At 64.4% G+C, this 12916-nt stretch carries 14 protein-coding genes and 1 pseudogene; 1 reads left to right on the top strand and 14 read right to left on the bottom strand.

What is annotated here, in order from left to right; genetic code table 11:
* Positions 1–53 precede the first annotated feature (53 nt).
* The gene (locus BF95_RS18195) at positions 54–458 is read left to right on the top strand and encodes a response regulator (RefSeq protein WP_021244005.1); all 405 of its coding nucleotides are present in this window, start codon (positions 54–56) and stop codon (positions 456–458) included.
* Positions 459–561: 103 nt separating this feature from the next.
* Here BF95_RS18195 and BF95_RS18190 read toward each other — a convergent pair whose 3' ends face one another.
* The 14 genes and pseudogenes from BF95_RS18190 to BF95_RS18125 form a co-directional block, all read right to left on the bottom strand.
* The gene (locus tag BF95_RS18190; RefSeq protein WP_021244004.1) at positions 562–999 is read right to left on the bottom strand and encodes a DUF411 domain-containing protein; all 438 of its coding nucleotides are present in this window, start codon (positions 997–999) and stop codon (positions 562–564) included.
* 81 nt (positions 1000–1080) lie between these two features.
* Complete coding sequence (locus tag BF95_RS18185; protein WP_081659662.1) at positions 1081–2325, bottom strand: MFS transporter; 1245 nt, start codon at positions 2323–2325, stop codon at positions 1081–1083.
* On the bottom strand, positions 2322–3107 hold the full coding sequence (locus BF95_RS18180; protein ID WP_051187084.1) for a copper resistance protein B: 786 nt from the start codon (positions 3105–3107) through the stop codon (positions 2322–2324). The genes BF95_RS18185 and BF95_RS18180 overlap by 4 nt, the downstream gene beginning before the upstream one ends.
* A 173-nt stretch (positions 3108–3280) precedes the next feature.
* Positions 3281–4972: a copper resistance system multicopper oxidase gene (locus BF95_RS18175; protein WP_021244001.1), complete on the bottom strand. Its 1692-nt coding sequence runs from the start codon at positions 4970–4972 to the stop codon at positions 3281–3283.
* Between the two features lie 24 nt (positions 4973–4996).
* A pseudogene (gene adhP / locus BF95_RS18170) lies at positions 4997–6021 on the bottom strand (alcohol dehydrogenase AdhP).
* Positions 6022–6046: 25 nt separating this feature from the next.
* Positions 6047–7567, bottom strand: coding sequence for an aldehyde dehydrogenase family protein (locus BF95_RS18165; RefSeq protein ID WP_021243999.1), 1521 nt, complete (start codon positions 7565–7567; stop codon positions 6047–6049).
* Positions 7568–7809: 242 nt separating this feature from the next.
* The gene (locus BF95_RS18160; RefSeq protein WP_043153208.1) at positions 7810–8139 is read right to left on the bottom strand and encodes a hypothetical protein; all 330 of its coding nucleotides are present in this window, start codon (positions 8137–8139) and stop codon (positions 7810–7812) included.
* 153 nt (positions 8140–8292) lie between these two features.
* Complete coding sequence (locus BF95_RS27925; RefSeq protein WP_162472459.1) at positions 8293–8523, bottom strand: hypothetical protein; 231 nt, start codon at positions 8521–8523, stop codon at positions 8293–8295.
* Positions 8524–9034: 511 nt separating this feature from the next.
* Positions 9035–9325, bottom strand: a complete 291-nt coding sequence (locus BF95_RS18150; RefSeq protein ID WP_021243996.1) for a hypothetical protein — start codon at positions 9323–9325, stop codon at positions 9035–9037.
* A gap of 135 nt (positions 9326–9460) precedes the next feature.
* The gene (locus tag BF95_RS18145) at positions 9461–9901 is read right to left on the bottom strand and encodes a four-helix bundle copper-binding protein (protein WP_031290675.1); all 441 of its coding nucleotides are present in this window, start codon (positions 9899–9901) and stop codon (positions 9461–9463) included.
* Positions 9901–10362: a DUF1622 domain-containing protein gene (locus tag BF95_RS18140; protein ID WP_021243994.1), complete on the bottom strand. Its 462-nt coding sequence runs from the start codon at positions 10360–10362 to the stop codon at positions 9901–9903. Before BF95_RS18140 ends, BF95_RS18145 begins: the two co-directional genes overlap by 1 nt.
* A complete protein-coding gene (locus tag BF95_RS18135; protein ID WP_043153205.1) occupies positions 10349–11071 on the bottom strand; it encodes a cytochrome c3 family protein in 723 nt (240 codons plus the stop codon). Before BF95_RS18135 ends, BF95_RS18140 begins: the two co-directional genes overlap by 14 nt.
* The gene (locus BF95_RS18130) at positions 11068–11796 is read right to left on the bottom strand and encodes a hypothetical protein (protein WP_043153203.1); all 729 of its coding nucleotides are present in this window, start codon (positions 11794–11796) and stop codon (positions 11068–11070) included. The genes BF95_RS18135 and BF95_RS18130 overlap by 4 nt, the downstream gene beginning before the upstream one ends.
* Positions 11796–12916 (bottom strand): 2Fe-2S iron-sulfur cluster-binding protein (locus tag BF95_RS18125; protein WP_043153200.1); only part of this gene is annotated, 1121 nt, incomplete at its 5' end. The genes BF95_RS18130 and BF95_RS18125, both read right to left, overlap by 1 nt.

Raw genomic sequence — 12916 nt, 5'->3', positions numbered from 1 at the left:
CCGTGACCGTGCGACCGATATAGCGGTTTCAACCGGTATATTGATCACGCGCGATGTTATCTGTCAGTGCCCGGTGCGATGGCCGCTACACCATCCTTGTCTCTGACGACGATCCGGGCGTGCGGCGCAGCGTTCAGTTGCTGCTGCGATCGCGCGGCTATAAGGTGTACGGCTACACGACAGGTCGTGCGCTGTTGGCCGATCCTCGAGCAAACGAGGCCGACTGTGTAATCCTCGATTATCGGATGCCCGATATCGACGGTTTCGCCATCCTGCGCCATCTCAGGCAGACTGGCTGGTCGGGACACGCGATCATGATATCGGGCTTTCATGACGTCGTGCTGGCGCAGCGTGCCGCCGAAGCCGGCTTTGATCACATCATTGCCAAGCCGTTGATCGGTCGGGCTCTCCTCGATGCCGTCGGGCAGCACAGCGCGCAAAATCGCCGGGGTCATTAAAGGGGTCTTCTAATCCGCTCCGCGTGACAGCGCAGAGGTTGAAGGTGCAGCGGCCACCAAAGGTCCGAACGCTCCGACAATGCGAGACCGGCATCTATGCAATTCAATGTCGTGCGAAGACCCGCGGGCCGGCAGCGCCAAAGGCGATGACATCATAGCTATGGGACTTGACGCCCGGCACTTCCATGCCTTCCGAGCCAAGCGGCATGCCAGCGACGGCGAGCCCCTTGACGCCTGCGGGACGGGTGGCGAGCAAACGCTTCATGTCGGAAATCGGGACATGGCCTTCGAACGCATATCCGTCGATCAGGGCCGTATGGCAGGAAGAAAATTGCACGGGGACGCCGACCCTGCGCCGCAAAGCAGGCCGCGCGGCATCGTCCTCCATGATGACCTTGCGGCCGAGCTTCGCCTGGACAGCCCGCGCCCACTTCTCACAGCATCCACATCCCGGGTCCCGGCGAACGACGACATCGCTGGCGGCGAGAGCGACGCCCGGCATGGTGAGGAACAACAAGGCGGCAGACAAACGGGTCTTCATGGACAGATTCCTGAACAGTGACGATGAGCGGTAGACGTTTGCACCTATTGTTCAATACGCACCAATGCCGCCTCCCCCTCATCAAACGGTGGCATTTGTCGAACCCGGCCTGCGTCGCCAGACCAGCGGCAGCGCCACAAGGAGAAGGATCGACATCCAGCCGATGCCTATCAGGATCAACGACTGCTCCCCTGGATCGGCTAAGGCAATCGCCAGTGGCGCCAGAGCCTGGCCAATGCTGGCTGCGGCATGCTGCAGCCCCAGCTTCCAGCCGGACGGAAGCGTGGGGCCGCTGATCCAGAAGCTCGTCACGAGACGAAGGCTCGCGGAACTCCAGCCGGCCGCGACAATGAGGCCGGCGATCACGATCATCGACGACGCATAGGGAAAGACGAACAAGGCGGCGGCGAGAAGCCCAAGCGTAAGGCACGCGAGCAATCTGGGGGCTGTCACCAGCCACGGGACCCTGGTGTGGAACAGCTGCGCCGCCAACATCGCCAGTCCGCAAAGGCTGAGCATCCATGCAATCGCCTCGCGGTTGAGACTGGCTTCAACGCGGGTCACCAACAAGCTGACATGCATGGCGGCAAGGCCCCCACCGCCGACGACCGTGACAAGGAGCAGGATCGAAGTGGTCGGAAGCGACTGTGCTTCGCCATCACCACCGCTCCCGGGCCGCGCGGCGCCGCGCACCGGCAGGGGCGCAACCAACATGAGCACGGCGATCATGGCGACGGCGACCGACAGCATCAGGAGCGGCGCTCGAGGAAATACCGCCCCGGAGACCTCCGCGAGCAGCGGAGCGGACAGATCGCCCAGGAAAACGAAGGCGGTGAGCCAGGTGAAGTGCATCGCCCGCTCGGCCCGTCCACCTCCGGCAAAGCTCGTGGAGAGCAATGCGAGCGGTATGATCGCGGCCGCGGACATGCCCGCGAGAGCGCGCAGGAGATAGAGTGTCGGAAGCGCCACGACCCCGACCGGCGCCAAGGCAAAAGCGAGAAGGATGAGCGCGGCGCGCAGCAGGACCCGATAGTCCATGCGGTCCGCGAGCCAGCCCCAGAGCGGCGCAAAGAGCAATGCCGCAAGGGGATGCGCCGCACTCAGGCTCGCTACGTGGAAGTCATGGGCGCGCAGCGACAGTGGGACCGGTCCCTCGTCGACGAGCGACGGCAGGAACGCAAGGATAGCGGTCTGGCCCGCCGCCGCAGCGGCGACGGCGAACTGCAGCAAGATCGGCGAGCGGAAGGCTGTCTCCTTCTCGCCGTCCCCTTCGTCGCGACGCCCGGGTTCGTTCAATGATCCTGCCGGCGCCGCATTGCGGGTCACCACCACACGCGCAAGCCGACCACGACGCGATGCTCGGTCACAAGCTCGCGATCCGCGCGCCGGAAATCGGCGGTGCCGCCCAGCGCGCGTTCCCAGACGAAGCCGACATAGGGCGCGAACTTGCGCGAGATTTCATAGCGCAGCCGGCCGCTCAGTTCGACATTGCTGAAGCCGCTGCCGAGCTCGCGGTCGGTGGAGCGCTTGGAATAGACGTTGGTCTCGACCTGCGGCGTCAGGATGAGCCGATTGGTGAAGAGCACTTCATAGGAAGCCTTGGCACGGGCCGCCACACGGCCGTCGTCACCTACATAGCCGGTCAGCTGGACGTCGAACCAGTAGGGCGCCAGACCCTCGACGCCGGCGGCGAGCCAGGTCGTGGCACCCTTGCCGAGATCTTGGCGAACGCCCAACAGCGTGCCCCAGAACGGGTTCTTGCTGTGCCACCAGAGCGCCTCGACGCTGCTCTCGGGATCGAGGCGATCGCCGGAGTTCTTCAGTCCCTGGCTGCGCAGCCAGAGCTTGTCGTTGTCCTGTCCCCTGGTGACCAGCACCGTCCAACCGAAACCTTGCCCTTCGTTGCCGGTGGCAAACTCCAGTTCGTCGACGAGGATCTTGGGGATCGAGAGCTTGTCGGCCATCTCATAACCCGGCAGGCTGGAATTACGGTAGCCGTCGGCATAGTCGTTGGAGTCGCGCGCGTCCGGCGGGGCCTTGCCGCCCTGCATCCGGCCCATGTCCATCTTCGTGCTGCCGCCCGACACGTCGACCCCGGACATATCCATGCCGGCATGGTCCTCGGCCCGGGGCGGTTCTTCCGGTTGAACCTGCTGCGCGATCGGCGGCGCGGCCGGGACGTGTTGGTGAGGCGCGACCTGAGCATGGGCGGGCGCGACCGCCACAGCCAAGAGCGCAATGACAAAGGCGAACGGAGCACCTTGTGGGCGAGCAAGGCCGGTCATGCGACCACCACCTCCCGGAACATGCCGGCGGCCATATGGTAGAGCAGATGGCAGTGGAACGCCCAACGGCCCATCGCATCCGCCGTGACCCGGAAGCTCACCCGCTGGGCCGGCTGGACCACCACGGTATGCTTGCGGACCTGGAAAGTGCCGTCCGGCGCTTCGACGTCGCTCCACATGCCGTGGAGGTGCATCGGATGGGCCATCATCGTATCGTTGACCAGGGTGATGCGCAGCCGCTCGTTCGGCTTGAAGTGAAGCGGCCGCGAGTCGTTGAGCTTGATCCCGTCGAGCGCCCAGATGAACCGCTCCATATTGCCGTTGAGGTGGAGCTCGATCTCGCGTTCCGGCTCGCGCGGATCGGGATCTCCGGTCGGTGTCCTCAAGTCTGCCAGCGTCAGGACGCGCCATGATCGACCGCGCAAGCCCGCCCCCGGGTCGTCGAGATTGGCGCGAGGATAGTCGACGCGCATGTCGGTGTTCGCGCCATATTCGGTGCGGGCATGCCGGGCCTTGGGCGGCATCTCCGTCATGCCGTGCCCCGCATGTTCGCCGCCCATTGCGGTCATGGCGCCCATCATGTCGACGGGGTCGAGCCAGGGCCGCGCATCGAGCGCCGGCACGGGCGCGACCATGCCGGGCGCGGGCGCGATCGTGCCGCGGGCGAACCCCGTGCGGTCGATCGACTGGGCGAAGATCGTGCGGGCATCACCGTCCGGCATGGTGAACTCGACATCATAGGTCTCGCCGGGCCCGATCCGGAACTCCTCGACCGTCACCGGCACCACCGCCTGCCCGTCGGTCGAGACGATCGTGAGCGCGACACCGGGGATACGCACGTCGAAGAAGGTCGCCGTCCCGGCGCCGACGAAGCGGAGGCGAACATGCTCGCCCGGCGCGGCGATGGCGGTCCAGTTGCCCGCGGGCGTCGTCCCGTTCATGAGATAGGTGTAGGTCGCGGCGGAAATATCGCTGTAATCGGTCGGATTCATGCGCGACGTGTTCCACATTCGCCGGCGCTCGAGGGCCTTGCCAAGCCCCATCGAGCCGACGTCCTTGAGGAAGTCGCCTGCGGTCGGCTGCGCGAAATTGTAATAGCTGCTCAGCTTCTTGAGGTTCGTGAAGATCTGGAGCGGCGGCTCGTCCGACCAGTCGCTCAGCATGATCGTATAATCGCGGTCGGGAACAGAACCCGTCGGCACCTTGGGATCGATGACGATCGCACCGTAAAGCCCGGTCTGCTCGGCGAGCGTGTGGGCATGATACCAGTAGGTCCCCGTCTGGCAAACCTCGAACCGGTAGGTAAAGGTCTCGCCCGGCGCGATGCCCGCGAAGCTGATGCCCGGGACGCCGTCCATTTCGGCGGGCAGGATGATCCCGTGCCAGTGGATGCTCGACATTTCCTTGAGGCTGTTGCGAACCCGCAGCGTGACGGTGTCGCCCTCGCGCAGGCGCAAGACGGGTGCCGGGACCGCCCCGTTCACCGCCGTCGCGACCCGGCGCTTGCCGGTATAGTTGACCGGCAGCTCGGCGATCTCGAGGTCGAACTCGGTTCCGCGCAGTTCGCCGGCCGACGCGGAAAGGGATTTCGCCAGCAGCGCCGGAGCGAATCCGGCAACGCCTGCGCCGACCGCCAGCCCCTGGACGAAGCGGCGCCGCGCGATCGGGAAACTATGAAACGAGGGCATGACCGTCGCTTTCGTCAAATATGGTCAGGCCAGATCGAGGACGATCCGCCCCTCGATGTCGCCATGGTGCATGCGCGCGAAAACATCGTTGATATTCTCGAGCTTCTCGGCGTGCACGGTTGCGTGGACCTTGCCTTCGCCGGCGAAGGCCAGCGCTTCTATGAGGTCGAGCCGGGTGCCGACGATCGATCCGCGTACCGTGATGCCGTTGAGCACGGTGTCGAAGATCGACAGCGGAAAATCGCCGGGCGGAAGGCCGTTGAGCGCCACCGTGCCGCCGCGCCGGACCATGCCCAGCGCCTGCTGGAAGGCCTTGGGCGATACCGCGGTGACGAGGACGCCCTGCGCACCGCCGATCGCCTTCTTGATGGCGACCGAAGGATCCTCGCCGCGTGCGTTGACGGTCAGCGCGGCCCCAAGGCGGGTTGCGAGCTCAAGCTTGCTATCGTCTATGTCGACCGCGGCAACGTTCATACCCATGGCGCGGGCATATTGCACCGCCATATGACCGAGACCGCCGATCCCGGAAACGACGACCCAATCGCCGGGCTTTGCCTCGGTAGCCTTCAGGCCCTTATAGACCGTGACGCCCGCGCAGAGGATCGGCGCGATGTCGATGAAGTCGACATTGTCGGGAAGATGCCCAACATAGTTGGGATCGGCGAGGACATATTCCGCGAAGCTGCCGTTGACCGAATAGCCGGTATTCTGCTGGAGTTCGCACAGCGTCTCCCAGCCGCCCAGGCAATGCACGCAATGGCCGCAGGCGGTGTAGAGCCAGGGAACGCCGACCCGGTCGCCTTCCTTGACATGGGTGACGCCCGATCCGACGGCGGCGACATGACCGACGCCTCGTGCCCGGGAATGAACGGCGGATTGGGCTTCACCGGCCAGTCGCCCTCGGCCGCGTGCAGATCGGTATGGCACACGCCGGTTGCTGCGATCTTGACGAGGATCTGGCCGGGGCCGACTTCGGGGATCGGCGCCTCTTCGATCACGAGCGGCTTGCCGAATTCGCGGACGACGGCCGCCTTCATGGTTTTCGCCATGTCTTCTTCTCCTACTGCGAGGGTGTCAGAACAGGCCGAGCGCATGCTCGTCATAGGAGACAAGCAGGTTCTTGGTCTGCTGGTAATGGTCGAGCATCATCTTGTGGTTCTCGCGCCCGAACCCCGACGCCTTGTAGCCGCCGAAGGCGGCGTGGGCGGGATACTGATGATAGCAGTTGGTCCAGACTCTCCCGGCCTGGATCGCGCGGCCGAGACGGTATGCGCTGTTTCCGTTACGCGTCCAGACGCCCGCGCCGAGGCCATAGGCCGTGTCGTTGGCAATCGCGATCGCCTCCTCGGCGGTCTTGAACCGCGTCACCGAGAGAACCGGCCCGAAGATTTCCTCCTGGAAGATCCTCATGCGGTTCTCGCCGACGAACACGGTCGGCTGCACGAAATAACCCTGGTCGAACTCGCCGCCGGGAAGCGCTCTGGCACCGCCGGTCAGGCATTGCGCGCCTTCGGCCTTGCCGATCTCGATATAGCCCAAAATCTTGCGAAGCTGGTCCTCGGATGCCTGGGCGCCGACCTGGATCGAGGGATCGAGCGGGTCGCCCTGGCGGATCGCTGCGACGCGCGCCACCGCGCGCTCCATGAAGCGGTCGAAGATCGATTCATGGATGAGCGCGCGCGAGGGACAGGTGCAGACCTCGCCCTTGTTGAAGGCGAACAGCGTGAAGCCCTCGAGCGCCTTGTCAAAGAAGCTGTCGTCCTCATCAAGGACGTCTGCCATGAAGATGTTAGGCGACTTGCCGCCAAGCTCCATCGTCTGCGGGATGAGATGATCGGCGGCGGCGTGCATGATCTGCTTGCCGGTGACGGTCTCGCCGGTGAAGGAGACCTTGGCGATGCGCGGATTGGCGGCGATCGCCTGACCTACGGTTCGCCCCGGACCGGTCACGACGTTGAGCACGCCGGGCGGCAGGATGTCGGCGGTGAGCTCGGCGAGCATCATCAGCGTCAAGGGCGTCTGGGACGCGGGCTTGATGACCGTGCAGTTGCCTGCAGCAAGCGCCGGCGCGATCTTCCAGGCCGCCATCAGCAGCGGGAAATTCCACGGGATGATCTGGCCGACCACGCCCAGCGGTTCGCGGAAATGATAGGCGATCGTATTGGCATCGATCGTCGAGATCGCGCCCTCCTCCGCCCGGATGCAGCCGGCGAAGTAGCGGAAATGATCGATTGCCAGCGGGACGTCAGCGGCGCGCGTTTCGCGGATCGGCTTGCCGTTGTCGATCGTCTCGGCGAGCGCTAGCAGCTCCAGATTATCTTCCAGCCGGTCCGCGATCCGGTTGAGCAGCCGGGCGCGTTCGGCCGGCGAGAGCCTGGCCCACTGATGCTTGGCAGCGTGCGCCGCATCGAGCGCGCGCTCGACATCTTCCGGGCTTGAAAGCGCGAACTCGGCGATCACGGCGCCGTTGATCGGGCTCGTGTCCGTGAAATATTCGCCCGTGGCGGGAGCGCTCCAGCGGCCGCCGATAAAATTGTCATACCGATGCCGGAACGACGGTGCGGCATTGATGGTCCCGATCGCTTTCTCGTACATCGCCTGTCTCCATCTCCATCGGCGCTTGATGGAGTAGACCCTCCGGCAAGCCGTCCTATAAGTAAGTTCCGCAGGAACCAGTCGGATGCCGCGCTAGCAAGATGAGGCATCAAAGATGACTGAAGAGCCGACGCGTCTCATTGAATTACGGACGGTATATTCGTGAGCGCAGACAAATGGTTCGCGGCCACGCTATCGGCGTTCTTAAATGCACCCCGATCACTTGGCGGTCATCGTGTACGCTATGAGGTACTACGCTTCAGCCTGACCCAGTCGTCCTTCAGCGGCGTGCCATTCGTGACCTGGAAGTGCGCGAAATAATCGTCGAAGACCTGGTCGACCTGGACATGGCCGACCATGCAGCGATGACGGGGCGTGGCATGGTAGACTTCGAGGATCTGCCCTACCTGCGCACCATCGGCCTGGCCGCCGCAGGCGACCTCGCCGCCCGCATACATTCGGACGATCTTGTCCCGCATGAAGAAGCTATGGCCGACGCCCTGCGCGAGGAGCGGCGTGCTACTGAACAGCAGAAGGCTTATTGTAGCGCCAATGCTCAGATGTTTCCGCATCGCCGTCTCTCCCCCTCTCGCGACGGACGCCTGCTTCCCGGGAATGGTGACCGGGGAAGACGGCGAACCGTCTGCATTGTCAAAGAACTGGCCCGCCGCGGGGGCGGCGGCGGGCCCTCAGCCCCCGGGGTTTTGTTCTCGGGGCTGGAAACCTCACATGTGGCTCATCGGCTTGTCGGCCATGGGCTTGGGGGCCTTCTTCTTGGGGGCCGGCTTCGCCTTTTTCATCGGCATCTCACAGCAGCCGCTCGCCGGCTTGTCGGCCATGCCCGATCCATTCGCCGCGGCGGATCCGCTGGACGTGCCTGCCATGCCGGGCATGCCCTGCTGTCCCTGTTGCTTCTGCATGCCGGACTGATGATCCTGCATCATCTGGTCGTGCATCTGCTGCCCGCCATGATCCATGCCCTGCTGGTGAGGATGAGACGGCGATGGCGTCGGCTGGGCGGCAGGGGGCGGCGTCGCGGGCGCGACTGGGCCAGACCCGTGCCGGTGAGGGTCAAGGTCGCCAAGCAGCTGACCGCGGCGGTGAAAAGCGTCGTCTTTCGCATTGAAGGTCTCCGAAATGTTGTCCCTCTTGCCCGATCGAGGTTCCGATCCCGGCAATTCCGGCACTGCAATGCTGCAAACGGGATCTACTCTGTATACGTAAGTTACGAATCCGGCTCGATCAGCAGTGGTACTCGCTGGTTTACGCGGGTTGGATCATGGTGTCCGGGGTCAAGCAACTGCATGCCCGCGACCGGTCTTGCTGGTTCAGACCAGCCATAAAGGCAATTGGCCCGCCGTGGGGGAACGGCGGGCCAAAGCTTCGGCCGAACCATGCAGCTCAACTGCCCGTCACGGCTGTGGGCCAGCGGTCAACCCTGTCGCCGAACCTGGCTTCTTTGCCGGTTCAGCAACCGCCACGCGACATCCGCGACATGCCGGAGGCGCCATCCTGGTCCCGCGAGCCCTGCATCGCCATCCGATGCCCCTGCATCATCTGGCCGTGCATCTGTTCCTTGCCATGCCGCATGCCCTGCATGTGGGCGGTATCGGGTTGGGCGGGCGCCGGCTTGGCCTTGAGGGTCTCCTCAAGATCAGGCATGCCCGGCGGCATTCCGTCGGCGAGAACAGGCCCGGCGCCGACGGCAAGGATGCCGAGAGCTGCGAGCGAAACGATAACTGCCGTCTTTTTGCGCAAGTATCCATTCCTTCACGTCTGGGTTTTCGGTTCGACCGGGCAGATGCCCGGTCGACTGTCGCTCCTCTCGGAGCTTGCCCGTGAAATGGTGTCGCCTTCGGCCTAGCTGTATACGTAATATGCGAAGCCCGCCGCTCAGCCGGCCATATCCGCCATCATCCGGCAACTTGCGGCGCACTCCTTACAGGTAGCCGAACAACGAGCCATCTGCTGGTCCTCGGAATGACGGAGGCATTCCTGCGCGCATCGCTCGCAGGTCTCGGCGCAGGCGCGGCACAGGATCCGGTGGAAGGAGGATTGCCGCAGCATGGAGTTCGCCGTCGTCTGGCATATCTCGGCGCAGTCGGTCAGCATCGCGATCAGTGCGGCCGTCGCCAGAGCACCGCCCTGCTTCGTCAAATTGGTTGCAGTCTCCAGGCACATGCGGTGCGACGTGATGCATTGATCGACGCAGTCCGACATGGGCATCGCCATCCCCTCCATTGAACGGTGCTGCGCCGCCGCCGGAGCGGCCATCGCACCGGCCACCGCTAGGCCGGCGCCCGCCATCAGCAATTCGCGTCTTTCGATCATCATCATGCTCCCATCTGCTCTTTCACCGCTGGCGTTCCACCTCGGGACGCTGCGTCAGTCTTCGGCGACGAACCATCCGATGCGTCGCGCGCCTTCTCCCGCGCCATCCGGGTTTCCTCCCACGGCCAATGGCCGTTGATTTCGACCCCGAGCGAGATGCTGAGGAAAGTGCGGACCAGCACGAGACCGGCAAGCACGATGAGATCATCGAGCGTGGGGTTAATCACCAGCGACTTGACGATGTCGCCCGCGACCAGGAATTCGAGACCGAGCAAAATGCTGCGGCCTAGGGCGGAGCGGAACGCACTATAGGCTTCCGTCCGATCGCCAGCCCTTGCCCGCCTTGCAAACAGCACCGTCGCCAACGCAGCGCCGACGAGGATCGTCAGCGTCCCCGCGAGCTCGAGACCGATCACCGCGAACCGGAAGAAGGCGCTCAGCCATCCCGCTTCAATGGTGATCATACCAGCCTCGCCGGCGGATATTGTTGAAGCTGTCGGTCGTGTGGCAGGCGTAGCATTGGTCGACGCGCGCCTTCCTGCCGGCGGCACGCTCCGAGACCATGCTGAAATGCTCCATGAAATGGCTTGGAGGCGCCTTGTGGCACTCGGAGCATTCGGTCGAATTGACCGACGGATGCCGGTAGTTCGCGATTTTCCAACTGTCGGTCTTGTGGCAGCTCGCGCAATCGGTGCCGAACAGTCCCTGGTGGGGATCGCGGTAGGAGTGGCAGCTCGCGCAGTTCAACCCGGCTTCGGGCGAGAAACCATGCGGATTGACGGCGGACCCGTTGATGGGCTGTCGGAACACTTGGGGGTCGAGCAGCGCTGCATGGTTCATGCGGATGATCCCGCGATCACCCTCATGCTCGACATGGCAGGACGTGCATTCGGTCGCGCGAGCATGAAACTGCGTCGACTGCTTGAAGCCGAAATCCGTTCCGGCATGGCAGGTTAGGCACGTCTTGGCTTCCACGCCTTTGCCGGGCGTATGACAGGCGGTGCATTGGCTCGCGAACGCCTGGTGGGCACTCGACAGCGGACCCGGCACCACGAGCCGTGCGACCAATCCCGCATCCGCCGGCGCGCTCGATCGCATCCGGACCGGAATCGCGATTATGATCGCCAGCAGGGCTGCGATGAAGACGGCATAGAAGAGGCGGTGCCACCTCATAGCCAGCGCAGCCCGAAATAGATCGCGGCGCCGATATGAAGCGCCAGCAGCCCGAAGATGAGGCAGGCCAGCAGGATGTGCAGGAACCGCCATTTCGCGAACAGCGAGTTGGTCGCCTCTTCTGCCCGGATCGCAAATTCGGTGTCGGCGAGCGCCGCTGCGAGCGCCCCCCTGTCCTCGGGCAGGTCGGCGCCCGGCGCATCGGCCACGACGAAGAGATAGCGCTTCCAGCCAGACAGTGGCGCCTTGGGTGCTGCCATCGTCAATGCCGTGGCCGGCTCGTCGAGAAAGGCGGACCGAAGCGAGGCCAGTTCCGACTTGCGGCCCCTGAGCGCCTTGGCGATCTGGGCGAGCAGATAGCGGCCGATGAAGCCGGTGATGACCGTCATCAAGAGGATGATCGTCAGAAGTAGACCGACCGGACTCTCGAACTTGTGCGCGGCGTGCACCAACCCGAGGATCGGCGCGAGCACACCGGCATAGATGTGGATCGCGAGCAGCGTCGGTTTCCTCACAAAATGCGAGAGGCCCCTGTCGACCCATGGGATGTGCTTTGCCGCCACATAGGGAAGGGTCAGCAGCATCAGCACCAATGCCACGATGCCGACGATCCCACCTGCCAGACTGCCTGGAAAGCGTGGCGACACATGCACGAGGTAGCCGAGCGGAAACAGCAGCAGAAAGGCGACCAGGAGGCCGACTATGAGGTCACCCCGCTCGCGCATCAGGCTTCCACGACGAGCGGTGTACCCGTTCCTTTGGCCTGGCAAGCGAGGACATAGCCCTGTTCCTTGTCGGACGGCGCCAGGCCGGTTTCGACCGCCATCGTCACCTCACCCTCGAGCAGCTTGACGACGCAGACGCCGCACTGACCGACGCGGCAGGCATAGGGGATTTCCACACCCGCGCCTTCCGCCGCCTCGAGCACGGTCTCTTCCGCGGGCAAGGCCGCCGAAACGCCCGATACGGAGAATGTGACCGTGCTGGGCGCGACCTCTGAACCGGGGGGCGGCCGCTGCGCTGGTGAGGGAGCGGGCTTCACCTCGAGATCGCTGGCATCGGCAGGCAGCGAGGCCGGGCCGAACGCTTCGGTGTGCACTTGCGCTTCGGGCACGCCAAGCTCGGCAAGTATGGTGCGCATCGCGCCCATCATTGCCGGTGGGCCGCACATATGGATGCGGCGGCTCGCAATCTCGGGAACCGCCGCCAGAATCATTTCCCGGGTGATCGGGCCTTCGGGGCCCATCCAGACCGTGCCGGGCGAGCGCTGCATGGCCGCTATGACGTGGAGGTTGGCGAAGCGGCGCTCGAGACGCTCGATCTCGTCCCTGAACACAAATTCTTCGGTGGAACGAGCGCCGTAAAAGAAGAAGATGTCACCATCCCACGCCGTGTCGGCGAGATAGCGCAGGACCGACATCATCGGTGTGATGCCCACCCCACCCGCGATCAGGACGATGCTCTGCGCATCGGTCCCCGTGAAAGTGAAGGCACCAAATGGACCGCTCACCTTCAGAAGGTCGCCTGCGGAAACCTTGTCGTGCAGATGGCGCGAGACGACGCCCTGCTCCTCGCGCTTGACCGTCAATTCGACATAGGCGCGCTGCGTCGGGGAGGAGGCGATGGTATAGGATCGGCGCGCCGCCTTGCCATCCTCGGATTCCACCTCGACCTGCAGGAACTGGCCCGGCAGGAAGTCGAACGGCAGCCGATCGGCCGCCGGATCGGCGAGGCGGAAGGTCAGCACCGTCGGCGTCTCGCGGACGATCTGGACGACGCGCAGCTGCCCGGCCCAGCTTTTCGGCTTGCGCAGCGAGGCGCCGGCTGGCGGTGCGGCGTTGCTGG

It is taken from the genome of Sphingobium sp. Ant17, from assembly GCF_000588875.1.
In the GTDB taxonomy this organism is placed as follows: Bacteria; Pseudomonadota; Alphaproteobacteria; order Sphingomonadales; family Sphingomonadaceae; genus Sphingobium.
Note: the sequence above shows the minus strand (reverse complement) of the source record. Positions and strands in the feature narration are given on the sequence as shown.

Coding starts and splice junctions, on each gene's coding strand:
- BF95_RS18195 (WP_021244005.1), top strand. CDS start 54: ATGTTATCTGTCAGTGCCCGGTGCGATGGCCGCTACACCATCCTTGTC.
- BF95_RS18190 (WP_021244004.1), bottom strand. CDS start 999: ATGAAGACCCGTTTGTCTGCCGCCTTGTTGTTCCTCACCATGCCGGGC.
- BF95_RS18180 (WP_051187084.1), bottom strand. CDS start 3,107: ATGGATATGTCCGGGGTCGACGTGTCGGGCGGCAGCACGAAGATGGAC.
- BF95_RS18175 (WP_021244001.1), bottom strand. CDS start 4,972: ATGCCCTCGTTTCATAGTTTCCCGATCGCGCGGCGCCGCTTCGTCCAG.
- BF95_RS18165 (WP_021243999.1), bottom strand. CDS start 7,567: ATGTACGAGAAAGCGATCGGGACCATCAATGCCGCACCGTCGTTCCGG.
- BF95_RS18160 (WP_043153208.1), bottom strand. CDS start 8,139: ATGCGGAAACATCTGAGCATTGGCGCTACAATAAGCCTTCTGCTGTTC.
- BF95_RS27925 (WP_162472459.1), bottom strand. CDS start 8,523: ATGCACGACCAGATGATGCAGGATCATCAGTCCGGCATGCAGAAGCAA.
- BF95_RS18145 (WP_031290675.1), bottom strand. CDS start 9,901: ATGATGATCGAAAGACGCGAATTGCTGATGGCGGGCGCCGGCCTAGCG.
- BF95_RS18140 (WP_021243994.1), bottom strand. CDS start 10,362: ATGATCACCATTGAAGCGGGATGGCTGAGCGCCTTCTTCCGGTTCGCG.
- BF95_RS18135 (WP_043153205.1), bottom strand. CDS start 11,071: ATGAGGTGGCACCGCCTCTTCTATGCCGTCTTCATCGCAGCCCTGCTG.
- BF95_RS18130 (WP_043153203.1), bottom strand. CDS start 11,796: ATGCGCGAGCGGGGTGACCTCATAGTCGGCCTCCTGGTCGCCTTTCTG.